This is a genomic window from Arthrobacter sp. cf158 (assembly GCF_900106835.1).
GTDB lineage: Bacteria > Actinomycetota > Actinomycetes > Actinomycetales > Micrococcaceae > Arthrobacter.
Genome location: NZ_FNNR01000009.1, coordinates 22,700 through 43,398 on the forward strand (window position 1 = coordinate 22,700; position 20,699 = coordinate 43,398).

Sequence of the window (20,699 nt, forward strand, 5' to 3'; positions counted from 1 at the left end):
CCGCTTTAATAAGTATCCTGATGAGTATCTGGTGAAACCGGATGATGCTGTTTGGGCAGGGTTGCCCAAGCCGTGAGGGCTGAAGCAGGCGGTCACGCGGCTATCGTGAAAGTTAGATTGACGGCATTGCCTGGTATCCGCGGACAGCGGTTGCGTGACACCCAGGTGGGCCTGAAGGACGTGACAATTCGTGGGCAACAATGACGAAGCTGTGGACTCCCGTGTCCCGGATTCCATCGACGACACACTGGACGGCCGCTACCACTTGGGAGCCATCCTGGGCAGGGGCGCCATGTCCGCTGTGTACCAGGCTACCGACCTTCTGCTGGGCCGTGAGGTGGCCATAAAAATCTTCCTCCCCGGCTCGGGTGATGACTCCTTCCGGGCTCGCCAGGAAACCGAAATGAGGCTTCTGGCCGCGTTTGACCACCCCGGGCTGGTGGCGGCCTTTGACGCCGGGGTGGATACCCGGAACGATGAAGAGCGCGCCTATCTGGTGATGGAACGCGCTGACGGACGCGATCTGCGCGCAGTGCTCGCAGAGGGGCCGCTCACTGTGCCCGAGGTGGCAAGGATCGGCGTTGCTGTTGCCGGTGCGTTGTCCCAGGTGCACGGGCACGGAGTCATCCACCGCGACATCAAGCCTGCCAACATTCTTGTCTCCGACGACGACGGCCTGGCCCAGTCCGTGAAGCTGGCTGACTTCGGTGTTGCCCTGGTCATGAAGGACAGCCGCCTCACCGCAACAGGCTTCACCGTGGGAACCGCCCAATACCTTAGTCCTGAGCAAGCCCAAGGCCTCAGCCTGACTCCCGCCAGTGATATCTACTCGCTGGGACTGGTGCTCCTGGAGTGCCTCACCGGCAGGGCCGAGTATCCGGGAACGCCCATGGAAACGGCGTCTGCCCGACTGCACCGGGCACCGCAGGTTCCCTTGGAACTGCCCGCTCCGCTGCGTTCGCTCCTGGAAGCCATGACGGACATGGATCCCGCAAAGCGACCGAAAGCGCAGGAGGTAGAGGAAGCGCTCACCCAGGAAGGAATCCAGTCGGGACGAAGGACCGCGGTGCTCCCTCCCGTGCCGTCACGGCTGCCGCTCCGCACCCCCACCAGAAAGCAGGCGGCGGTTTCGGGACTGGTGGACTTTGGCAAGCGACGGCCCAAAACAGTTCGGGGTCTTGCCGCTGCTGCCGTGACCATACCCATCGCAGCGCTGATCGCTTTCCAAGGGTTCGCTCCTGCTGGCAACACCACGGATACATCCCTGCCCGCCGATTCCGGTGTCTCGCAGGCTGAGCCGCAGCCCATCCCGGCAGTGCCCAGTGACCCTGCGGTACCGGTACCCACGGAAGCAGTGCCCGCCGAGGCAGTCATTGTGCAGGAGCCCGGGCCCGCCACCGTGGTTCAGGAGCCGGCTCCAGTTCCGGCGGCGGAAACAGGCATGGAAAACGCAGTCAAAAAGAGCGCCGGCAAGAGCGGCAAAGGGGACGAAAAGAGCCACGGAAAGGGCTCCGACAAGTAGGCCGGACCATCTCAAGCAACGCACGACATGCAGTAACGCACGACGGCGGGCTGCCGGCGTCGTGCGTTACCTCTCCCGCCGCTGAGGCTAGGAGCCGGCGGGAAAACTAATCGCAACCGTGGTTCCGCCGCCGGGCGTTTCAGCCAGCGTGAGATCGCCGCCGTGGGCCTTGGCGATGTTGCTGCACGTGGCCAGGCCAAGTCCGGTGCCCGGACCGTCACCTTCCCGGCGCAGACGGACCAGGGGTTCCAGGCACTTGGCGCGGTCCTCTGGCTTAATGCCCTTGCCGTTGTCCTCGACGTAGACCGTTGCGCCGTGATAGTTGGAGATGCCCCTGATCCTGACGTGCAGGGTTCGCTCACGGCTCCGGTAATTCATGGCGTTGGACACCAGGTTCTGCAAGAGGATGCGCAACTGCCCGCGGTCCGCGTGGACCGTCAGATCCTCAACCTCAACGATGCCCTGGTCCTCAATGCCGAGGTCGCGGATAACCTCTTCTGCAACACTGCGCAGTGAGACCTGCCCGGCCTGGATCCCGCCTCCCACGCGCGAGTAGCTGAGGACATCTTCCAGCATGCCAAGCATCCGCCGTCCGCTGGTCCCGATGCGGTCCAGATACCGCGCAGCCGTGCTCTGGGGCTCCATGTCCGGATCGTCTTCCACCAGTTCCACATAGCCAAGGATGGTGGTCAGGGGAATCCGCAGATCATGGCTGACGCGTCCGGCGAACCCGGCGAGTTTGGCGTTGGAATCCTTCAGCTCGGCATAGGTGCGGTCCAGTTGGACGGTCCGGTGCTGCAGTTCCAGCAACTCCACCACTTGCTTGGCCAGGACCTCCAGCATGCTGACTTGTTCGGGGCGCAGTTCCTTTGTCTGGTCGGAGAAAACGCACAAGGTCCCCGGGACAAAGCCGGATTCTGTTTGCAACGGCACGGAGGCATAAAAGCGGACGTTGCCTATTTCGCCCGTGACAAAGGGGTTATCCGCAAAACGGGGATCCTGGGATGCATCTGCCACCACTGTCCGCTCGCGGGACAGGAACACCTTGGCGCACATTGAATCCTCGCGCGAGCAGATGCCGGGGTCTACACCCCAGGCCCCGATCTGGTGCTGGTATTCCGCGCTGATGATGTTGACCACGCCAAAGGGGGCACCGCAGAGCTCCGTGGCCAGCCGCACCAGGTTCTGCAGCGCGCTCATCACCGCCGCATTGGGCAGGAGGGTGGAATCCGCTGCCGGGTCCAGGCCGTACTCCTGCAGTTCCAGGTCCCGGCTCACGTCGTCGGTAAAAGCGAGCTGCCCTTGTGCACGCGTCATTGAACAATTCCCCCAAGCGTCTTTAGGATTCCCTGCCGATACTACCGGGAGCTTGGGAGCGGTGGTTTACTGGGACCCATGACCGAGCAGGAACCGGCCATGGCCGCGGCTTCCGACGCAATCGACATGTCTGTGCGCACTCCGGCGCAGCGATCCCGCACCTTTGCCGGGATCCTGGTGAATACCGCCCTGGCCAACATCACCACCAGCTATTTATGGTTCGCCTTGACTTTCTGGGTGTACCTGGAGACCCGCAATGTCATTGCCACCGGGGTGATCGGTGGAGCGTACATGCTCTTGATCGCCCTTTCCAGCATCAGCTTCGGCACCTTCGTGGACCGCTACCGCAAACTGGCCGTGATGCGCTTTGCGGCCTGTTTCACCCTGGTGATGTTCATCCTGTCCGGCGTCATGTTTCTGCTGACGCCGGAAGAGGCTTTACTCGACCTGACCCAGCCATGGTTTTGGATTTTCACCATGATCATCCTGATCGGTGCAGTGGTGGAGAACATGCGGAACATCGCCCTGTCCACCACGGTCACCATCCTGATCGAGCCTGACAAGCGGGCCAACGCCAACGGACTGGTGGGGATGGTGCAGGGGCTCATGTTCATTGTCACCTCGGTCCTGTCCGGCTTGTCTGTGGGCCTGCTGGGCATGGGATGGACAGTGGTAGTGGCCTTGGTTCTTACCGCCTTGGCCTTCGCGCACCTGCTCACGCTTCGCCTGCCGGAGGAAGTGCGGGCTGCCGCCTCCGACGCGCAGGGTGGCTTCGACCTGCGCGGCTCCTGGGCCGCCGTCATGGCGATTTCCGGACTGTTCGCCCTGATCCTGTTCTCGACGTTCAATAACTTCATCGGCGGCGTCTACATGGCGTTGATGGACCCTTACGGGCTGGAAATGTTCTCGGTGGAAATCTGGGGAACGGTGTTTGCCGTGGGCGCAACGGGATTCATCCTGGGCGGCGCACTGATCGGCAAATTCGGACTGGGTTCCAACCCGCTGCGGACCATGCTGATCGCCGTCGGGTTCATGGGTCTCATCGGCGCGGTCTTCACGCTGCGCGAATGGGCGTGGCTGTACATCGTGGGCATCTGGATCTATATGGCCCTGGTGCCCGTGGTGGAAGCAGCCGAGCAAACCGTCATCCAAAAAGTGGTCCCGTTGCCCCGGCAAGGGCGGGTGTTTGGCTTCGCCATGGCATTCGAATCCGCGGCAGCGCCCATCACAGCGTTCCTCATTGCACCGATCGCGCAGTTCTGGATCATTCCCTATGCACGCTCTTCCGAAGGCGCTGCACAGCTTGAGCCCCTGCTGGGTGAGGGAATCTCCCGCGGTATTGCCCTGGTGTTCCTGGTGGCGGGCCTCATGATGATCGCCGTGGCCCTGATCGCCTTCCTCACCCCGGTGTACCGCAGGGTTTCGGCATCCTATGCGCAGACGGCCGCGGAAGAAAAGGACAACGAAAGCGCAGACTCCCCTTCCGCGGGATGACCGGACAGCAAAAATCACTCGTTTCGGATGAGACCGTATGATCGTCGGCAGGTGCAGGGTGGAGTCAGTTCGAGGCGCACGGGCAATCGGGCGATCCACCGGAAAGGGAGATGGTTCCATGGCTCAGACGGACGCCGGCGATTACGACATCCGGTTCCAGTCCTCCGGCGTCATGTGGTTGGCCTGGAAACCCGGAGTCCGCATCGAAGCCCACAATGCCCGGGCCGCGGTGGACGCTGTGAACAACATCGCCGACGGCCGCCGCTACCCCCTGCTGGTGACGATGGCCGATGCCGGCCACCTCAGCCACGCAGCCCGCGAAGTCTTCCTGGAGCCCTGCGCGGCGTCCAGGATCGCGTTGCTGGGAAACAACCCCGTGGACCGCATGCTCGCGCAGTACCAGCTGGCCGTTCAGGAGCCGCCGTGCCCCACCCGTTTCTTCGTCTCCGAGGACGAAGCCATGGCCTGGCTTCAGGACGCGGATGAAGCCGAGCCTGCACGCACCGGACCGTGACAAACGCACGACGGCGGGAGGTCGCCGTCGTGCGTCCTCAAGGCCGCAACCGGCTGCCTAAGCCGTGAACGCCAGGTCTTCAACCGTCACCGGGAACCGCAACCCTTCCCCCCGGGACAGCCGGCGGGCCTCCTCCACGGCGCTGGCTGCCATACGCTCCAGTTCGTTGCCCAGGGACCCTGCCACATGCGGCGTGAGCAGCACGTTGGGGTGGGTGTAGAAACGGGATTCGGCGGGCAGCACCCAGGGCGTTGTCACGTCCAGGATGGCGTAAAGATCGCCCTGTTCCACCCGTGCCAGGAGGGCATCCTGGTCCACCAGCTCACCGCGGGCCGTGTTGATGAAGGTGGCGCCCGGCTGCATCCGTTCGATCAGCCCGGCGTCGATGAGGTTCTTGGTGGAAGGCAACGACGGCGCGTGGAGGCTGACGATGTGGCTGCTTGCCACCAGTTGGTCCAGGGACGTTAGCCCGACGCCCAGGGCCCGGGCTTCCCCGGGGGACAGGTACGGGTCCGAGACCACGACGTCCAGATCATATGGAGCGAGCAGCCGGATAACGTGCCGGCCGATCTTTGACGCCCCGATGATGCCTACGCGCTTGCGGTAATTGCCCATGTCCGGGAAGAGCTGCTCAGCGAGGACGTCGGTGCGGGTGGTGTGCAGCGCACGGGCGATCTGGAGGACACGCTTGTTCGCCAGGACGATCATGGCCACCGTGTACTCGGCCACGGGGATGGCGTTGGCGTCCGCGGCTGAGCTGACCTGGATGCCGCGTTCCCAACAGGCGTCCCCGATGTGGTGCTTCACGCTGCCTGCTGCATGCAGGACGTATCGCAGGCGGGGGGCAGCGTCCAGGACGGCATCGTCGATCATCGGGCAGCCCCAACCGGTGAGGAGGACGTCTGCCTGTTCAAGGATTGCCCGGCTTTCCGGGGCGTGAAAGTCCTGGATGGGTTCCCGGCTCAGGAGCCTCAACGCGGGCTCCAACGGATCGAGGCTCCGCGGAGGAAACACGGCCCGCGCCGTGTGGGCCGGCATGGCCAACGCAACGTTCAACCTCATTTGACGCTCCCTGCCGTGAGGCCTGATTTCCAGAAGCGCTGCAGCATGATGAAGGCCACCAGCAACGGAATGATGGACAGTAGCGAGCCTGTGATGACCATGGGGGTGAATTCGGGCTGCGGAACCGAGTAGCCCTGCCAGATGGAGATGCCGACGCTGACGGGGAGCAACTTCTGGTCCTGGAGCATCACCAGCGGGAGCATGAAGTTGTTCCATACTCCTACGAACTGGAACAGGGCGATGGTGATGTAGCCGGGCATCATCATGGGCAAGCCCAGGGAGAAGAAGGACCGGATGGGTCCTGCACCGTCCACGCGGGCTGCCTCCAGGGTCTCGGCGGGAACGTAAGCGGCCGAGTAAACCCTGGCCAGGTAGACGCCGAAGGGATTGCACAGGACCGGGATGAGCACGGCCCAGATGGTGTTGGTGATGCCGAACACCGAGGCCAACAAGTACATCGGAAGGACCGTGGCCGTGTTGGGAATCAGGACGCCCACCAGGACGATGCCAAAGAAGGAATCCTTGCCGCGGAACTGGAATTTGTCGAACGCGTAGCCGGCCATGACGGAGATCAGCCCTCCCAGCACCGCGCCGAATGCCGCGTAGAACATGGAGTTTGCCATCCACTGGAGGAACACTCCACCGTCCTGGTTAAGGACCGCCATGACGTTGTCCAAGAACGCAGGCTCTCCTAAGGCATAGGCGGGTGTTCCGTAGAGGTCCGCGGTGTTCTTGGTGGAGGCAAAGAACAGCCACACCACGGGAAGGACCATGTAAGCGCAGCCCAGGATCAGCAGGGCGTTCACCGTGAAGGTGCTGCCAAAGCCGCCGGCACGGGCAGCGGAGCGGCGACGCCTGGGCGGCAGTGCCGGGGCCGAAGTACTTGCGCGGGACATCGTGGAGGTGCTCATGCTTTGTTCCTTGAGCTGAAGCGGGTCACGGCCCAGGACAGTACTGCGGCCATGAGCGCGATGATGATGGAGGCAGCTGCGGCCTGGTTGAGGTTATGCCGGTTGAACGCGGCGTCATAGGCCCACATGTTGGGCACCCAGGTGCTGGTGACGGACGCGGTGGCTTTGGAGATGATGGACGGTTCGGTGAACAGCTGCAGGGTGCCAATCACCGTGAAGAGCATGATCACGCTCAACGCCGGAAGGATCAGCGGGAGCTTGATGCTGACGGCGGCCCGGATTTCGCCCGCGCCGTCCACTCGGGCGGCCTCCAGGACGTCCCGGGGTACGGCCTGCAGTGCTGTGAAGAGCACAATCACGTTGTAGCCGGTCCACTCCCATACGGCGATGTTGACGATGGATGGCAGGATCATCTGGTTGTCCAGGAAGTTCAGCGAGATCCCGCCGGTCTGCAGGACTGAGACGATCGGGCTGACCCCCGGGGTGTAGAGGTAGGCCCAGATCAGCGCCGCGATCACGCCGGGCACAGCGTGGGGAAGGAAGACCAGGAGTTGGAAGAGTTTCCGTGCACGGGTCACGGCGGCATCCAGCAACAGGGCAAACGCCAGGGCACCGCCCACCATGCAGGGGATGTAGAGCAGGCAGTACAACGCCAGGCGGCCGATACCGCCTACGAAGGTCTCGGACTGGAGGACCTGCAGGTAGTTCTCCAAGCCCACAAACGACGTCTTGGCTTCGCCGAAGCCCAATCCGGACTTTTGCTGCGCGAAGAAGCTCAGCACCATCGCATAGACGACGGGCGCAACCATGGCGAGGGCGAAAATTGTGAAGAACGGGGTGAGGAACAGTGCGGCGGTGCGGCCACCGGTTCCGGACATTGCGCGGGGTCTACGAGGGGCCCGGGTGGCGGACTGGACGGCGGTGGACGGCTTTGTGGATGCCTGGGTGAGCATGATTAATCTCCTCGCTGGCAGGGCGGCTCCGCAGTCGCGATAGCCGCCCCACCGTGCGGGCCTACTCCTTGACGGAGAGGCCGTTCTGCTTGAGTCCGGCCACCGTGGCGCTCTGGGCCGTGTCAACAGCTTCCAGGACCTTGCCGCCGCTGGTCAGCTTGCCGTAGGCGTCCTTGAGCGCAGTGTTGGTGATGTCCCAGTTGGGACCCCACTGCCAGCCCGGGGTGATCGAGGCGTAGGCCTTATCAAAGACGGAATAGATGTCGTTGCCGAAGTAGCTGGAATCGAACGCCTTCTGTGCCACCGGCGTCAGGCCCGGGAAGGCCAGGAAGGCAGAACCGGTGTTGCCTCGGGCCTTGATGGCATCCTGGCTGGTGGCGAGGAACTCGATGAACTTGGCAGCGGCGGCAGGGTTCTTGCTGCTCTTGGTGATGTTGAAGCTGGAGCCGCCGTAGAAAGCGTCGGCGGGTGAGCCCCAGTTGGGAACCTCGGCTGCAATCCACTGGCCCTTCTGGCCGCTGGCTTCCGTACGCTTCTGGATACCGGTTGCGCTCCAGTTGGCACCAAGAACACCCACGACGGCGCCACTGGCCAGGTCCGCGGACCACTCGTCGCTGAAGGATTGCTGGACCTTGACGATCTTCTGGTCAATCAGCTTCTGCCAGTAGTTGGCCACCTTCTGCGTAGCGTCGTCATTGACGCCCACCTTCCAGCTGTCGCCTTCTGTGCCGAACCACGTGGCGCCGGCCTGCCAGGACAGGGCTGCAGTCAGTGCGGCTTCATTTGGGTTGAAGCTTGCAAGGTGAGCCTCCGGGGCAACGGCCTTCAGCTTCTTGCCGGCCTCCTCGAAGTCCTGCCAGGTCTTGGGAACTCCTACGCCGGCTTTGTCCAGCATGTCCTTGCGGTACCACATGATCATGGGGGCAGCATCGTAGGGGAGTGCGTAGGTTGCATCGCCGAACTGCACCAAGGCTTTGGTCTGGTCCGTGAGCTTGTCCACGGTCTCTGCCTTGTTGATGTAGCCATCCAGGGGCTGGAGTTGTCCGTTGGAGACGAACTGGGGCAACTGCGGGTACTCGATGGTGGCAACATCCGGGCCATTGCCTGCCGTGATGGCGGTGGAGAGCTTGGCATAGCCGCCTGCGCCGCCGTTGGGGATGGTTTCGAAGGTGACCTTGATCTTGCTCTGGCTGGCGTTGAACGCCTCGGCCACCTTGTCCATGCCTGCCATGGATGACCAGAAGGTGATGGTGCCGGAGGGGTCTTCGGCGGGGGTGGGATTTGGTGCGGCAGCCTGGGTGCTGCCACAGCCGGTGATGAGGGCAGCACTGGCCATGAGGCTGACTGCTCCAAGCAGAAGCTGGCGACGCTTCATTCTGTTCTCCTTTGAAGTTCACGATGCGAAGTTCGTGGTGTGGGCTAGGCACCATGAAATCCACAAAAATGAACATCATCAACAAAGTGAACAGAAGTAAACAAGTTTGGAGCTATACCTGCGTCGATTCCCTGATCACCAGCGCGGGGGACAGGTTGACCCGCTGCAGCGCTGAGGTGCTCCCGCGCCTTCCCCCGATCCGGTTCAGACACATCACCAAAGCCTGATGTCCGACGTCGTATTTTGGCGGTGCCACTGCGGTGAGCGGAACGGCCCCCAGGGCCGCGATCTCGTCGTCATAGGAGACGATCGCGAAATCCTCAGGCACGCGGAGCCGCCGCTCCTGGCAGGCACTCACAAATTGGAGCGCGTCCTCATCGGTGTGGACAATGGCGGCTGTCACCTGCGACTCTGCGCACCAGTCCAGGATTGCATCCACCAGCACGCGGTGAGCCTGGGGATCGTTCTGTGCCCGGGACATGGCGCGGACCATCGAGTCGTCGCGGGAATGCCCGGCGCGCTGCATGGCCAGATGGAAACCATCGATGAGTTGCGGCGCGGTGGGGCTGTTCTCCCGCAGGCAGATGGCGATCCTTTGGTGCCCCAGGGCCAGGAGATGGTTCACCGCGATCTCGGAGCCGCGCACGTGGTCGCTGCGCACAGATTCCAACCGGCCGCGGTCCAGGGCGTCGTCGATTGACCGTTCCACCACCACCACGGGCACATCGGCTTCGGCGAGCAGGTCCAGCGTCTCCGTACCGGCCAATGATTGCTCGCTGGGCGTGATGAGGATGCCGTCCACGCCGTGTTCGTACAGCCGCCGCACCTGACGCCGCTCTTCAGCTCCCGAGTAGTTGGAAACGCCCAGGACCAAGCGCACGCCTGCTTCCTGGGCGGCGGCCTCCGCGCCGCGGATCACGCCCGGAAAATAGTACGACGCCGACGGTACGATCATCCCGATCGTCGCCAGCGGCCGCCTCCCGCCTGGACGCCAGGACGTGGACTGTTGAGCGGCAGGACCCGCGGGTTTGCCTCCCGAGGACACGGCGCCACCATGCACACGCTCCAGCAAACCCTGCTCAGCGAGCACGGCGAGATCACGCCGGATGGTCATTCCCGACGTCCCCAGCTTGGCCGCGAACTCACCGGCATTGAGTGAGCCATGCAGGGCAAGCTCCCTCAGGATGAGCTGTTGTCGATCCTCGGACAGCATGCAGGTCTCCGCCTATCAAGTTCACTTATGTTCAGTTTGTTCATTATGAACCAGAACAGCGTGCCTCTGCGCTCCAGCGGTGTCCTACACGCCTACCTTTACAACCGAAACGTCGACGGCGGCCGGCCGGGGGAGCAGGTGCCGCCGCACCGCTTCGGCTACTTCACGCGCCACGGCTGGAGCCGGACGGGACGTGCCCACCGCGATCCTGGTCTTCACGGCCAGCACTCCTGCCTCGTCCGTGAGGGTGATCAGGGCGGGAGTGTCTCCGGTGACCACGGACAACACAGCACCTGCGATGGACTGCCACAGCGGCTGGGCGGGGTAGACGGAACTGACACCCTCCACGGACTGGACTACGCCGAGCAGCTGCTCGGCCAGGATGCCCAAGTCTGCCGAGGCGGCGGAAGCACTTGCGGGGGCTGCAGCCCCAACGTCCATCGGCTCGGTCATGGCTGCTCCTCGGTAGTGGCATCTGCGGGGCTTGCTGGGTGTGGTGGCTCCAGCACATCGGTGACAGTGATGTTGATGGCTTGAATGGTCAGTTCAGTTTGGACGGCCAGGGTCTCTGCCAGCTCCTGGCGGAGCGCGGCGGCACGTTCCTCCATGGGGTGTCCATACACCACTGCTATCTCCACTTCCACGGTGATGTCGGCGCCGGGGGTGGTGACATCGCCGTGCAGGCGGCACTTGCCGGCGGCTGTTCCCGGCAGGGCATCGGCCACGGAACGGATGAGTGCGGAGATGGAGCCCTCGGTTTCCCAGAGGGTGTCCTGAGGGTTGCCGGACTGCAAGGGAATGCTGCGTCCCGGCCGCAACTCCAGCCGGAGGTTGTCCAAGATTGACTGCATCCAGTCGTCAGTGCCGGAGCCTGCCTCCGCCACGTCTGAGCTGAGCAATTCTCTCCCCAGCTCTGAGAGGTGGCGCAGCGAGGCCAACCCTGCCTGGCATTCGGGGCATGTTTCCACGTGGACGGGATCGGCAATCTGTCCGGTGTCCAGGTAGGCGCTTAGCTCTGCGAGGCTGTGGCCGCATTCGAGGGTGTCGCTGGTGTTCATCGCCATTCCTCCATGGTGCGCGCAAGAGTGATCCGTGCCCGGGCCAGGCGGCCGCGGACACTGGCTGGGCTGATGTTCAGTGTCAGCGCAATTTCCTCGTAGCTTTGGTCATTGAACTCCTTGAGCACCCAACAGCGCCGTTGTTCCTCCGGAAGCTTGGCGAGCGCCGCCTTCAGGGCCTCAATCCGGGAGCTGTTGACGGCGTTGGTTTCCGGGTCCTTGTTCTTGGGCCGGGAGTCGGGGTCCACTGCGTTTTCAACGGTGCCAAGGTCCGCGTGGTGGCGGCGTTTCCGGAGATGGTCGATGCTGCGGCTGCCAACGATGCGAAGCAACCAACCCTTCACCGCGGCCGGGTCCCGCAAGCCGTCCAGTTGTTTCCAGGCCTGGACGAGTGTCTCCTGGACGACGTCGTCGGCGTCGGCCAGTGAGCCGGTCAACCGACGGGCCGTGGCCCGCATCAGGGGGCCGTGGCGTCTGGCCAAGGCCTCGAAAGCGGCAGTGTCACCATCTGCGGCCCTGCCAGCCAGCAGGGCATCGGGAACCAGGTCCAGTTGGTGCTGCGCCGCGGGTGAACCAGTCACGTTTCCTGCCTTCCCAGTGCACAGTCGATACGAGTCAGAATCTTGGGTCTTGAATCGTGGCGGTATCCCCGGGACGGTTCCTGGTTTCGGTGGAACCGTCCCGGCCCAAGGACTACTTGTTGGTGAAGCCGTCTTTGAGCTTCTGGGCGGCATCCTTGATGTTTTCGCTGATGTCCGCTGCAGCATCCTTGACCTTTTCGCCGGCCTGCTGGAGCTTGGCCTGGGCTTGGTCCTGCTGGCCTTCGCGCTCCAGGGACTGATCGCCGGTGAGCTTGCCTGCGCCTTCCTTGGCAGCGCCCAGGTGTTCGGTGGCTGCGTTGTTGATCTTGTCGTTGATACCCATGGTGTTCCCTTTTCTTGTCATGCGCGGTCATTGAGGGCCGCGCCGGTTTTATTCGGTAAAGAAGCTGTTCTTACTGCGGTGACTGATAAAAGGCGGTCACCGGGCACGACGGGAACCGGACACCCTGCTCCGGGCGCCGCTGGTAATTCGGACCAGGACCGGTAGTGGATGGCCCAGCCACGCGTCGATTCCCTGGACGAGTTCTTCGGCGGTATCGGCAAGCTCGCGGGGTGAGGTTCCCTTGCGGGCTTGCATGCGGAGCCGCAGCGCCGTCCCGCTCCGTGATTCCCAAGCGGAGACTGAGGCGGACAGAACGTCCTTGTTGCCCTTCAGAGCCTCGTGTACTGCTGCGGAGATGAGTCCCACATCCACCACGGTCCGGCCGTGGGTCCCGTCGGATTCCTCTGCCAGACGGGGTGTTCGTCCGCCACCCTGGGACGCCAGCCAGGCGGCGCTCAGTGCGGCGGCCAGCAGCAGGACTGCTATGCCGGCGGCCAGCCACCAGCTCCGCACCGGGCCAGGCCCGGGTGCATTGCCGGCAAGGCTGCGGGCTTGATCCGTCAGGTTGGAGCCAATTGCCCACCATGTGTCCGATGCTCCCGGCAGGGTTCCGGCCGCGATGAGTGCGGCTCCGGCGCCCAGAATTGCAAGGCCCACGATGGTGAGCAGGATGCGGTTCACAGCACGGTTGGTCCTTCTCATTGCCCCACGGCTCCTTCGTTCAGTACCCGTACGTTGCGCTTGACCGGCCGGTTCAGCCCATAGGCGGCCAGTTCGGCGTCGAGCGCTGTTGTGATGGACTCAAGGTGCAGCGGAACGCCCGACGTCGGACGCACCTGGACCCGTACGGACTGTCCACCCACCGTGGTGGTCACCTGCCCTGGCGCCAGGCCAGCTGCTAGGCGGGTTTTGCTGGATACGGCGGCGGCGATGACGTCGTCATCCACCACCGTTGCCATGCGGTGGCTGGCCAGGGCGCGCCTGGGCCGGCGTCCCTTGCCTACCGCCGTGCCGATCACCAGCAGCCCCAGAATCCCCAGGCCAACACCAGCGGCGGTCATGCCCGCCGGGATGGTGTTGGCAGGAAGGTCAAGCAGCCACTGCCGCAGTTGGGCCGGGCTTGCAAGCAGGGGCTGTTCCTTGAGGAGCCACAGCACGGATTCCAACGCCAGCCAGAGGAACGTGACCAGGAGGATGGAGGCGGCCACGATGGACGGGACTGACCTGGAAGAGTGCGTCTCCCGCCGGATCATGCGCCGGATACGTCGATCCTGCTTCACTGCACCCTCCTTTCCTTGGACTGGTTTTCCTTAAGCTGTGCCGGCTTTGCGCCGGTGAGCCGGATGTCTACCCGGCCGAGCTCCATGCCGGTGAGTTCCATGCTGCGGGCCACGAGTTCTGCCCGCGCAGCCTGTGCCTGGTCAAAAACGGTGGCTGCACCTTTCCGCGGCGCCAGGAGCGGCGGGAGCGCCAACTGGACCGAAAGCCGGACTCCCAGCTTTCCGGAGTCGTCTTCCAGGTCAGCGGTGACGTTGCTCCCACCCACTCCGAAAGCGCGTGCCGTCATGGTTTCCACCGTTTTGCGGAGCGCGGTGCGGGCAATCCGGGTGTGCCCGGCCCTTTTTTCGGATGCCGGGCCGCCGGCCTGGCTGGTCATGAGGAGGAGCGCTTGCCCCGCAGGGCATCCAGCACCCCGCCCAGGTCAAGCTTTCCCTCGGCGGAGCGGCCCAGCACAGCCCCGATTCCTACGAACAGCGCTGTCAGCAGCAGTCCCCAAAATCCGAAGGCCAGTCCGGCCAGTGCCAGGACCGCTCCTACGGCCATGCCGGTAACTGTGGGGCTCATGCGACCCTCGGCTCACGGGTGGCGTCATCGGCCTCGGAGTCCTCGGACGGCACGTGGATGTCCGTGATGGTGATGTTCACTTCGGTGACTTCCATGCCCACCAGGTCTTCGATGGCGGTGTACACGGCGTCGCGGGCGTTGTCTGCCACTTCCTGGAGCGGGTGCGGGTATTCAACAACCAGGGTGACGTCCACCGCCACCTGGGTCTGCCCAACTTCCACGCTGACGCCCTGCGTGAGGTCCTTGTGTCCAACCTTTTCGCGGAGGTTTCCGATTGCGCGGGCCGCGCCGCCGCCCAGGGCGTGGACGCCGGGGATTTCCTGGATGGCGATGCCGGCGATCTTGGCTACGACGCCGTCAGCCACAGTGGTTGCTCCCCGGCCGTCCTTGCCCTTGTCCTGGGCTGTCAGGTCCCGTGCCGTCTTATCCTGTGCCGACGCCGGGGTGGCGGCCGGGGTGTTCTTTGCGGGGACGTCTGCGGGGGTGTGGGTCTGGATCGTCATGGCAATCACTCCTGTCCGTTGTGTGCGGCGTTCTTTTGCGCCGTCATGAATAGGACGTAGCCCGGCAGGGATTCCTCACGGTGAAATTTATGTGAGCTGCATCACGTAGAGTGCGTTCACTATTGTTCAGTTCACCCCGCGCCAAGCCGGGGCAACTTACTGTAATGAAGCTGGAACTACAGCCCGCAGGAGACTCATGGCCATCGGCTTCACCATGCCCGCCCCGGATGATGACCTCAGCCCCATCACCGGATGGACGCGGGAACACTGGGTTGCCTTCGCAGACCAGCAGTTGCTCGCGGTGCGTCCTTACTTTTCGCCCCGGAAGGCGACCATTCGCCTGGGCGGCAGGCCGTCGTCGTCGGGCGTTATGTCCGATGGTCTGGAAGGATTCGCCCGCACGTTCCTGATGGCAGCCTTTCGCGTGGCAGGCGAGCGCGGCAGCGATCCCCAGGGCCACATGGAGTTCTACCGCGAAGGCCTGCTGGAGGGAACGCGGGCGGGCGGTCCTGAAGAGTGGCCACCCATCCGTGACCGCTCGCAGCCCATGGTGGAAGCTGCGTCCCTTGTCCTGGGTCTTCAACTGACCAAAACCTGGCTGTGGGATACATTGACCACCCAACAGCAATCCCAGGTGGCCGCTTGGCTGCAGGGTTCCTCCACCAGCATCTGCGTGGACAACAACTGGGTGCTGTTCCAGGTGATGATTGCCGAATTCCTGGCCGGTGCCGGATTGGAACACAACGCTGCACAGATTGACCACGGCCTGAAGAGGCTGGAGGACTGGTATGCGGGCGGGGGCTGGTACCGCGACGGCGATAACAATGGCACCGGGGACTTCTTCGACTACTACTGCGGTTGGGCCATGCACCTCTACCCCATCCTCTGGGCAGAGTTTGCCGCGAACCGTCACCCGGAGGCGGCGCCGCGCATGGAGGTCTACCGGACCCGGCTCGCGGCATTCCTGGAGGACCACGTCAGGTTTTTCGGCTCCAACGGGGCCCCGGTCTTCCATGGCCGTTCCCTGATCTACCGCTTCGCGGCCGTGGCGCCACTGTTCATGGGCGAGGCCGTCTCCGCAACGCCACTGACCCCTGGCCAGACCCGGCGGATCGCCAGCGGCGCGGCCAAGTACTTCCTGGACAACGGAGCTTACGACCGCGGGCTGCCGTCCCTTGGGTGGCTTGGCGCTTTTGAACCCATGACCCAGGAGTACTCCGGCCCCGCCTCGCCGTACTGGACATCCAAAGCCTTCGTCGGGCTGCTCCTTCCCCCGGACCACCCCGTGTGGACCGCTGTGGAGGAGCCTTCGCCGTCGGAAGCAGCGGACGGACTCAAGCACGCGGAGGCACCCAACTACTTGCTCCACTCCACAGCCGGCGATGGCATAGCGCGGCTGCTCAACCACGGCAGCGACAAGTATTACGCGCCGGGCCCTGATGATCTCCTGTACCGCCGCCTCGCCTACTCCAGCCACACGGCACCGATGTTCACCCGCGATCCGGTCGATAACCACTTCGCCATCCTCAACCAGTCCGGCACTCCCAGTCGCCGCGCCAGGATCCACCGCCTCGGGGCATCGAACAATCAAGCGGCCAGTTGGCACGCCCCCGTGTGGAACGGAGATGACCCTGCCCTGTCACCATGGCGGGTGGCGACGGGCACCGCAGCGGCCGGCGGCTATGAGCTGCGGGTGCATGTTGTGGAAGCCGATTCCGGGCTGACGGTCCGCGATGGCGGCTACGCGCTCGCCGGAGCCTCGCCGGTGGAGGACAGTCAGGGCATACTCAGCAACGGTCACCTGCAGGCAGCCGTCTGGCCCCTTCACGGCTACACGGGCGGCGGCATCTACCGGGCGGAGGGCGTCTCACCACTCGGTGGGCACGCCGCATGCGGCTACCTGGAAGGACAGCTGACCGGCAGCCGCAACTGTTTCGCCTCGCTGATGTACCTCGGGGGTGAGGCGCCCACGTGGGTGCCTCCCGCCGTCGTGCCTCCTGGGACTTTCACCCTGCACGACGACGACCATCGCGTCAGCGCCCGCCTCACCTTGGGCTCAGGGCAGGTACTGGAAGTGTCGTTCGCCAGCTGAGGGTGGCGGCTGGATTCTTGAGCCAATCTTGAGATGACCCGGCGTGGTTCTTGAGGACCCCATCCGATGGTTGAAACATCAGCCAATCCGCTGATGGGAGCTTCCAGGAAGGACCACCGAAATGACTGACCAGATCACCGCCACGTCCTCACGCACCGGCGCTGCCCACGTGAAGTCCGACGCCTTTGCCGGCACCGCGGAGGCTGTCCGCCACGCAGGTGAAGTTCTGGGCCAGGCCCGGGCAGTGGTGGCCGTCCGTGAACAGTTCAACCCGCTCGGCGTAGGCCTCCGGAGCATTTGGCCGCAATCGGTCTGCGGATTCTAGGACCCGAAAAATTTGAGTCGGGCAGGCACCCAGGGTGCCTGCCCGACGTCGTTTTAAGGGACGATGGAGACCAGAACCAAAAAATAAGGAGGCTTGCCATCAAAGAAGAGATCCGCAAGGCCGCTGATGTGGCTGAGGATGCTGCGAACTCGCGATCCTTCGAGATTGTTGCCCGGGCAGGCTACGCCGTCAGTGGGTTGCTGCATGTCCTCATCGGCGCAATCGCCCTGCAACTGGCCTTCGGGCGCGTTGGCGAGGCCGATGTCTCGGGAGCCGTGGCGTCGCTGGCCAGCCAACCCGCAGGACCCTTCCTGCTCTGGGCCTGTTTTGCCGCCTGCGCGGCGCTCGCCGTGTGGCAGTTGAGCAACGCACTTCTTGGGTACAAAAGAGATTCGGACAACAAGCTTGGCAAAAGGCTCTCCGCCGTGGGGCAGGCGATCGTTTTCGCCGCCCTTGCCACCACCATCACTTCCTTCATCGTCGGCAAGGGGCAGAACAGCCGCGAGTCCACCACCGATGTGACCGTGACCCTCATGAAGGCGCCGTTCGGGGTGTTCCTGCTGGTCGCCATCGGGGCGGGTATTGCCATCACGGGCATCGTGTTCGCGGTGCGGGGTTTCCGGCAGACCTTCAAGAAGGACATTTCACTGTCATCCGCCCGGACGGTCCGCAAGTTCCAGCTGGGCGTAGGGGTTGTGGGCTATATCGCCAAGGGGATTGCCCTCTTCCTGGTGGGCCTCCTGGTGGTCATTGCCGCCGTGCGCGCCCAACCCGAGCAGTCCACCGGGCTGGACGGCAGCTTGAAGGCGTTGAAGGAGCAGCCATATGGTCCGTACCTGCTGGCCGCGGTGGCCGTAGGGCTCATCGCCTACGGACTGTTCCTCATGGTCAAAGCGAAAACACTCAAGACGTAGCGCCTTCTTCCCGTTCGATGGGAATCCAGAGCTGTCCGCTGCCATGCGTTCCCCCGGGCTCCACCTGGACGCTGAGCATCTCAGGACCGGGCACCCACCTGTACGGGTTGGCCGGGAACCATTCTGTGGCGGCGTCGGCCCACATCCGCTGCAGAACCTCGGGGAACTTCCCTTCTGCCTCGAACACCACCCACAGCCCGGCCGGGACTTCCAACGTGTCAAAGCCTTCCTGCGGCGGCCGGCTGGAGGCGACGGCGTGCCAGTAGTCCAGCTCGCTGCCTTCGCTCCGCCGCTCGTCGATGTTGTCAGTCACCGACACCGGGCCGGACGGTTGTATATCCGCAAAATCGAGCATGTGCTGGGTGACGGCCGGATCCAGGCTCCTCTGAAAGTCGATGATGGCCTGGTTGGGTCCTTTGTGGACCAGGGGGACGCGTGCTTTCAGTCCTATGAGGCGGAAAGCAGGTTTGTCTTCGATGCGGTGCTTCATGTCGGTATTCCCTTCGACTCGGAGGTGGAACCTCAGCTGAGGTTGGGAATGGAGAACGGCGCCGGGTTGCCGTGCCTCGGACGGCGTGAGCCCATGCATGGCCTTGAACGCCCGCGCGAACGCTTCCGCCGAGCCATATCCGTAGCGGACCGCGACGTCCAGGACTGTTCCGCCCTCAAGGATTTCCGCAGTGGCTGCCGTGAGCCTCCTCCTGCGGATGTACTCCGAGATGGGAAGACCCGCCAAGGAGGAGAACATCCGCCGGAAGTGATACTCGGACGTCAAGGCGGTCCGGGCCAGGGTGCTCACCTCCACGTTGGCCGTCAGATCATGCTCGATCAATTCCACGGCCCGGTTCCATTCCTGCACAGTTGCCTCCATTCCTTGCACCGACGCTACGCGGGCCACTGCTCTGATGGCCCAACAATCCTTGCCCGAAAGTATCAGGCCGGACAACGCAAGAGCCCGGACAACGCAAGAGCCCGGGGGCTGCAGCTGCAGCCTCCGGGCTCTTGGACTTGTCCAGTAAATACGGTGTTCAGGTATTACGGCCTGCTGGAACCAGAAGCTTCGTCATCCGGTTCGGATGAGAATGGCCGGTCCTTGGGGGTGTCTTCCGTGTTGTGTTCGTCCAACTCGGCGTCAGCCGAAGGAACCGTCTTCTCGGCATAATCACCTTCGGTGTAGTCACCGCCGGCGTCATCCTTCAGCGTTTCCGGAGAGACGCCGGCATCGCCGTAGTCCCCCTCGGAGTATTGGCCCTCAAGGTCATCGTCCTTGGCATTGTGGTTCTGGTGATCAGCCATGAGAAGCCTTGCGGCCAGTAACCAGGCCGTAGATCAGCAGCACGATGATGGAGCCGCCGATGGCCAGGAGCCACGTGGTGAGGGAGAAGAACTCCTGCAGTCCGGTGCCGAAGATCAGCCCGCCGATCCAGCCGCCCAGAAGAGCGCCGACGACGCCCAACAGAAGTGTTACGAACCAGCCGCCACCTTGGCGGCCGGGAAGAATAAGTTTTGCGATAGCGCCGGCCAGGAGGCCCAGCAGAAGAAAACCAAAGAAACCCATTTTTGCTCCTACTTTCTTGTCAATGGAAATTCCATGAACGTGATGAAGCGAGTAATTTCACCGGGTGCCTGTTCCAAGTTGTAGGCACCGTAATGGGGCCCTTGCAGGCCCTATGGAATGTGGGGGAGTGGAACTCTTTATGCAACCCCGATGAATTTGTGAAATGCAGCCAATAAAGCACTCCTGCCGATTGGGTCAGACTCGGTACTACACCAGTAACGCTAGCGGCTCGAGAGACTAGTAGCAAGTAACCTGTCTATTAGGGTGACCTTGCCTCAAGGGCCCGCGTCGCGCGAATTGGCGGCCTAGTGGCCACCCAGTGAGTCCTTGATGTCCTTGGCGGCGTCCTTGACTTTCTCGCCGGCCTGCTTGAGATTCGCTGCCGATTGCTCGGCCTGCCCCTCGGCTTGAAGATCCGGGTTGCCTGACGTTTCGCCGGCCTTTTCCTTGACCTTGCCTACCGCTTCTTCGGCAGCGTTCTTGATTTTGTCGCCCAGTCCCATGGCTTTCACTCCTCGGGTTGAGATGCGGGATGCCTGCGATTGTTCGCTGGATGGCATAACAGTTTAGTCGGGCTTTTTATTTCAGCAAATCCCCTTTTGCCGGACCCTGGGCTTGGCGCAGGTGACATGGTGCCGCCCGCCGGACTACTGTCATTGGATAAACACCTCGGAAGGAGTGATTGCTGTGAAAGGCAAAGCATTGTTCGCCGTTGGCGTGGCTGTGGGCTACGTGTGGGGATCGAAGTCCTGGCCGGAGGTGTACCGGCGGATCCGCGGAGGCACGGAAAAGGTCTGGAAGAACCCGGACGTCCAAGAGAACGTCCATCAAGCCACCGAAGCCGTCCAGGAGTCGGTTCCGGACATCCTGGACAACCTGTATGAGGCAGGTAAGAAGCTGATGGAGAAGGCGGAGACCATGTTCCCGGGTATTGCCACCCCAAAATCCGGCCAGCACACCGACTCATCCTCCGGAGCCAGGACCGTGCCCACCATCAAGTCGGATGTTGTGTCTGATCCAGCCCTGGATGACACCACAGGCAGTGACTGGACGGGCGAGGGCGGCGCGGCCCCGGAAGGACCGGCGACCAACACACCGCCCCGCCCGTAGCGGCGCGGC

At 63.4% G+C, this 20,699-nt stretch carries 26 protein-coding genes; 7 read left to right on the forward strand and 19 right to left on the reverse strand.

Annotation, left to right across the window (positions count from 1 at the left end; all coding sequences use genetic code 11):
- Positions 1-190 precede the first annotated feature (190 nt).
- Entirely contained in the window at positions 191-1,522 is a 1,332-nt protein-coding gene (locus BLW08_RS17415) for a serine/threonine-protein kinase (RefSeq protein WP_091326691.1), read from the forward strand.
- Between the two features lie 87 nt (positions 1,523-1,609).
- Here the strand turns inward: BLW08_RS17415 and BLW08_RS17420 are convergent, their stop codons facing one another.
- Entirely contained in the window at positions 1,610-2,839 is a 1,230-nt protein-coding gene (locus BLW08_RS17420; RefSeq protein WP_091326693.1) for a GAF domain-containing sensor histidine kinase, read from the reverse strand.
- 78 nt (positions 2,840-2,917) lie between these two features.
- Here BLW08_RS17420 and BLW08_RS17425 point away from each other — a divergent pair, with 78 nt between their 5' ends.
- Together BLW08_RS17425 and BLW08_RS17430 are read left to right on the forward strand one after the other, a co-directional pair.
- Positions 2,918-4,333: an MFS transporter gene (locus tag BLW08_RS17425; RefSeq protein ID WP_091326696.1), complete on the forward strand. Its 1,416-nt coding sequence runs from the start codon at positions 2,918-2,920 to the stop codon at positions 4,331-4,333.
- A gap of 118 nt (positions 4,334-4,451) precedes the next feature.
- Positions 4,452-4,847: a DUF7793 family protein gene (locus BLW08_RS17430; protein WP_139244928.1), complete on the forward strand. Its 396-nt coding sequence runs from the start codon at positions 4,452-4,454 to the stop codon at positions 4,845-4,847.
- Positions 4,848-4,904: 57 nt separating this feature from the next.
- On the opposite strand, the gene BLW08_RS17435 is transcribed toward BLW08_RS17430, so the two are convergent.
- The 14 genes from BLW08_RS17435 to BLW08_RS17500 all read right to left on the reverse strand — a co-directional run bounded on the left by BLW08_RS17435 (position 4,905) and on the right by BLW08_RS17500 (position 14,691).
- Positions 4,905-5,909, reverse strand: a complete 1,005-nt coding sequence (locus BLW08_RS17435) for a hydroxyacid dehydrogenase (RefSeq protein WP_091326699.1) — start codon at positions 5,907-5,909, stop codon at positions 4,905-4,907.
- Positions 5,906-6,820 carry a carbohydrate ABC transporter permease gene (locus BLW08_RS17440; protein ID WP_091326700.1) on the reverse strand — a complete coding sequence of 305 codons (915 nt, stop codon included), beginning with the start codon at positions 6,818-6,820 and terminating at the stop codon, positions 5,906-5,908. Before BLW08_RS17440 ends, BLW08_RS17435 begins: the two co-directional genes overlap by 4 nt.
- On the reverse strand, positions 6,817-7,773 hold the full coding sequence (locus BLW08_RS17445; protein ID WP_091326703.1) for a carbohydrate ABC transporter permease: 957 nt from the start codon (positions 7,771-7,773) through the stop codon (positions 6,817-6,819). The genes BLW08_RS17440 and BLW08_RS17445 overlap by 4 nt, the downstream gene beginning before the upstream one ends.
- A gap of 61 nt (positions 7,774-7,834) precedes the next feature.
- Complete coding sequence (locus BLW08_RS17450; RefSeq protein WP_091326706.1) at positions 7,835-9,148, reverse strand: ABC transporter substrate-binding protein; 1,314 nt, start codon at positions 9,146-9,148, stop codon at positions 7,835-7,837.
- A 112-nt stretch (positions 9,149-9,260) separates the two neighbouring features.
- Positions 9,261-10,361 (reverse strand): substrate-binding domain-containing protein, encoded by a 1,101-nt coding sequence (locus tag BLW08_RS17455; RefSeq protein WP_090824161.1) that lies wholly within the window; start codon positions 10,359-10,361, stop codon positions 9,261-9,263.
- Positions 10,362-10,445: 84 nt separating this feature from the next.
- The gene (locus BLW08_RS17460; RefSeq protein WP_091326708.1) at positions 10,446-10,814 is read right to left on the reverse strand and encodes a hypothetical protein; all 369 of its coding nucleotides are present in this window, start codon (positions 10,812-10,814) and stop codon (positions 10,446-10,448) included.
- Entirely contained in the window at positions 10,811-11,419 is a 609-nt protein-coding gene (locus BLW08_RS17465; RefSeq protein ID WP_091326711.1) for an Asp23/Gls24 family envelope stress response protein, read from the reverse strand. The genes BLW08_RS17460 and BLW08_RS17465 overlap by 4 nt, the downstream gene beginning before the upstream one ends.
- Positions 11,416-12,000, reverse strand: a complete 585-nt coding sequence (locus BLW08_RS17470; RefSeq protein ID WP_090824165.1) for an RNA polymerase sigma factor — start codon at positions 11,998-12,000, stop codon at positions 11,416-11,418. Before BLW08_RS17470 ends, BLW08_RS17465 begins: the two co-directional genes overlap by 4 nt.
- A 112-nt stretch (positions 12,001-12,112) precedes the next feature.
- On the reverse strand, positions 12,113-12,343 hold the full coding sequence (locus BLW08_RS17475; protein ID WP_091326714.1) for a CsbD family protein: 231 nt from the start codon (positions 12,341-12,343) through the stop codon (positions 12,113-12,115).
- 96 nt (positions 12,344-12,439) lie between these two features.
- Positions 12,440-13,045, reverse strand: a complete 606-nt coding sequence (locus BLW08_RS17480; protein ID WP_091326717.1) for a hypothetical protein — start codon at positions 13,043-13,045, stop codon at positions 12,440-12,442.
- The gene (locus tag BLW08_RS17485) at positions 13,042-13,623 is read right to left on the reverse strand and encodes a hypothetical protein (protein WP_091326718.1); all 582 of its coding nucleotides are present in this window, start codon (positions 13,621-13,623) and stop codon (positions 13,042-13,044) included. The genes BLW08_RS17480 and BLW08_RS17485 overlap by 4 nt, the downstream gene beginning before the upstream one ends.
- A complete protein-coding gene (locus tag BLW08_RS17490) occupies positions 13,620-14,000 on the reverse strand; it encodes a hypothetical protein (protein ID WP_091326721.1) in 381 nt (126 codons plus the stop codon). Before BLW08_RS17490 ends, BLW08_RS17485 begins: the two co-directional genes overlap by 4 nt.
- Positions 13,997-14,188, reverse strand: a complete 192-nt coding sequence (locus BLW08_RS17495; protein ID WP_024818603.1) for a DUF2273 domain-containing protein — start codon at positions 14,186-14,188, stop codon at positions 13,997-13,999. The genes BLW08_RS17490 and BLW08_RS17495 overlap by 4 nt, the downstream gene beginning before the upstream one ends.
- Complete coding sequence (locus BLW08_RS17500; RefSeq protein WP_091326722.1) at positions 14,185-14,691, reverse strand: Asp23/Gls24 family envelope stress response protein; 507 nt, start codon at positions 14,689-14,691, stop codon at positions 14,185-14,187. The genes BLW08_RS17495 and BLW08_RS17500 overlap by 4 nt, the downstream gene beginning before the upstream one ends.
- A 196-nt stretch (positions 14,692-14,887) precedes the next feature.
- On the opposite strand from BLW08_RS17500, the gene BLW08_RS17505 reads away from it, so the two are divergent.
- From BLW08_RS17505 to BLW08_RS17515, 3 genes are all read left to right on the forward strand, one after another.
- Positions 14,888-16,783 (forward strand): DUF2264 domain-containing protein, encoded by a 1,896-nt coding sequence (locus tag BLW08_RS17505; protein WP_091326725.1) that lies wholly within the window; start codon positions 14,888-14,890, stop codon positions 16,781-16,783.
- 121 nt (positions 16,784-16,904) lie between these two features.
- Positions 16,905-17,108 carry a hypothetical protein gene (locus tag BLW08_RS17510; RefSeq protein ID WP_090824181.1) on the forward strand — a complete coding sequence of 68 codons (204 nt, stop codon included), beginning with the start codon at positions 16,905-16,907 and terminating at the stop codon, positions 17,106-17,108.
- A 110-nt stretch (positions 17,109-17,218) separates the two neighbouring features.
- On the forward strand, positions 17,219-18,022 hold the full coding sequence (locus BLW08_RS17515; protein ID WP_091326966.1) for a DUF1206 domain-containing protein: 804 nt from the start codon (positions 17,219-17,221) through the stop codon (positions 18,020-18,022).
- Here BLW08_RS17515 and BLW08_RS17520 read toward each other — a convergent pair.
- The 4 genes from BLW08_RS17520 to BLW08_RS17535 form a co-directional block, all read right to left on the reverse strand.
- The gene (locus BLW08_RS17520) at positions 18,012-18,881 is read right to left on the reverse strand and encodes an AraC family transcriptional regulator (protein WP_090824183.1); all 870 of its coding nucleotides are present in this window, start codon (positions 18,879-18,881) and stop codon (positions 18,012-18,014) included. The two genes, BLW08_RS17515 and BLW08_RS17520, sit on opposite strands and share 11 nt — an antisense overlap.
- A gap of 176 nt (positions 18,882-19,057) precedes the next feature.
- On the reverse strand, positions 19,058-19,318 hold the full coding sequence (locus tag BLW08_RS17525; RefSeq protein ID WP_090824185.1) for a hypothetical protein: 261 nt from the start codon (positions 19,316-19,318) through the stop codon (positions 19,058-19,060).
- Positions 19,311-19,580, reverse strand: coding sequence for a GlsB/YeaQ/YmgE family stress response membrane protein (locus BLW08_RS17530; RefSeq protein WP_090824187.1), 270 nt, complete (start codon positions 19,578-19,580; stop codon positions 19,311-19,313). Before BLW08_RS17530 ends, BLW08_RS17525 begins: the two co-directional genes overlap by 8 nt.
- 305 nt (positions 19,581-19,885) lie before the next feature.
- Positions 19,886-20,083 carry a CsbD family protein gene (locus BLW08_RS17535; protein WP_090824189.1) on the reverse strand — a complete coding sequence of 66 codons (198 nt, stop codon included), beginning with the start codon at positions 20,081-20,083 and terminating at the stop codon, positions 19,886-19,888.
- A 184-nt stretch (positions 20,084-20,267) separates the two neighbouring features.
- Here BLW08_RS17535 and BLW08_RS17540 point away from each other — a divergent pair, with 184 nt between their 5' ends.
- On the forward strand, positions 20,268-20,690 hold the full coding sequence (locus BLW08_RS17540; RefSeq protein WP_090824191.1) for a YtxH domain-containing protein: 423 nt from the start codon (positions 20,268-20,270) through the stop codon (positions 20,688-20,690).
- Positions 20,691-20,699 lie beyond the last annotated feature (9 nt).

Bases quoted from the DNA above. Each gene is read 5' to 3' on its own strand.
- BLW08_RS17420 (WP_091326693.1), bottom strand. From the start codon at position 2,839: ATGACGCGTGCACAAGGGCAGCTCGCTTTTACCGACGACGTGAGCCGG.
- BLW08_RS17425 (WP_091326696.1), top strand. From the start codon at position 2,918: ATGACCGAGCAGGAACCGGCCATGGCCGCGGCTTCCGACGCAATCGAC.
- BLW08_RS17430 (WP_139244928.1), top strand. From the start codon at position 4,452: ATGGCTCAGACGGACGCCGGCGATTACGACATCCGGTTCCAGTCCTCC.
- BLW08_RS17435 (WP_091326699.1), bottom strand. From the start codon at position 5,909: ATGAGGTTGAACGTTGCGTTGGCCATGCCGGCCCACACGGCGCGGGCC.
- BLW08_RS17440 (WP_091326700.1), bottom strand. From the start codon at position 6,820: ATGAGCACCTCCACGATGTCCCGCGCAAGTACTTCGGCCCCGGCACTG.
- BLW08_RS17445 (WP_091326703.1), bottom strand. From the start codon at position 7,773: ATGCTCACCCAGGCATCCACAAAGCCGTCCACCGCCGTCCAGTCCGCC.
- BLW08_RS17450 (WP_091326706.1), bottom strand. From the start codon at position 9,148: ATGAAGCGTCGCCAGCTTCTGCTTGGAGCAGTCAGCCTCATGGCCAGT.
- BLW08_RS17455 (WP_090824161.1), bottom strand. From the start codon at position 10,361: ATGCTGTCCGAGGATCGACAACAGCTCATCCTGAGGGAGCTTGCCCTG.
- BLW08_RS17460 (WP_091326708.1), bottom strand. From the start codon at position 10,814: ATGACCGAGCCGATGGACGTTGGGGCTGCAGCCCCCGCAAGTGCTTCC.
- BLW08_RS17465 (WP_091326711.1), bottom strand. From the start codon at position 11,419: ATGAACACCAGCGACACCCTCGAATGCGGCCACAGCCTCGCAGAGCTA.
- BLW08_RS17475 (WP_091326714.1), bottom strand. From the start codon at position 12,343: ATGGGTATCAACGACAAGATCAACAACGCAGCCACCGAACACCTGGGC.
- BLW08_RS17480 (WP_091326717.1), bottom strand. From the start codon at position 13,045: ATGAGAAGGACCAACCGTGCTGTGAACCGCATCCTGCTCACCATCGTG.
- BLW08_RS17490 (WP_091326721.1), bottom strand. From the start codon at position 14,000: ATGACCAGCCAGGCCGGCGGCCCGGCATCCGAAAAAAGGGCCGGGCAC.
- BLW08_RS17495 (WP_024818603.1), bottom strand. From the start codon at position 14,188: ATGAGCCCCACAGTTACCGGCATGGCCGTAGGAGCGGTCCTGGCACTG.
- BLW08_RS17500 (WP_091326722.1), bottom strand. From the start codon at position 14,691: ATGACGATCCAGACCCACACCCCCGCAGACGTCCCCGCAAAGAACACC.
- BLW08_RS17505 (WP_091326725.1), top strand. From the start codon at position 14,888: ATGGCCATCGGCTTCACCATGCCCGCCCCGGATGATGACCTCAGCCCC.
- BLW08_RS17510 (WP_090824181.1), top strand. From the start codon at position 16,905: ATGACTGACCAGATCACCGCCACGTCCTCACGCACCGGCGCTGCCCAC.
- BLW08_RS17525 (WP_090824185.1), bottom strand. From the start codon at position 19,318: ATGGCTGATCACCAGAACCACAATGCCAAGGACGATGACCTTGAGGGC.
- BLW08_RS17530 (WP_090824187.1), bottom strand. From the start codon at position 19,580: ATGGGTTTCTTTGGTTTTCTTCTGCTGGGCCTCCTGGCCGGCGCTATC.
- BLW08_RS17535 (WP_090824189.1), bottom strand. From the start codon at position 20,083: ATGGGACTGGGCGACAAAATCAAGAACGCTGCCGAAGAAGCGGTAGGC.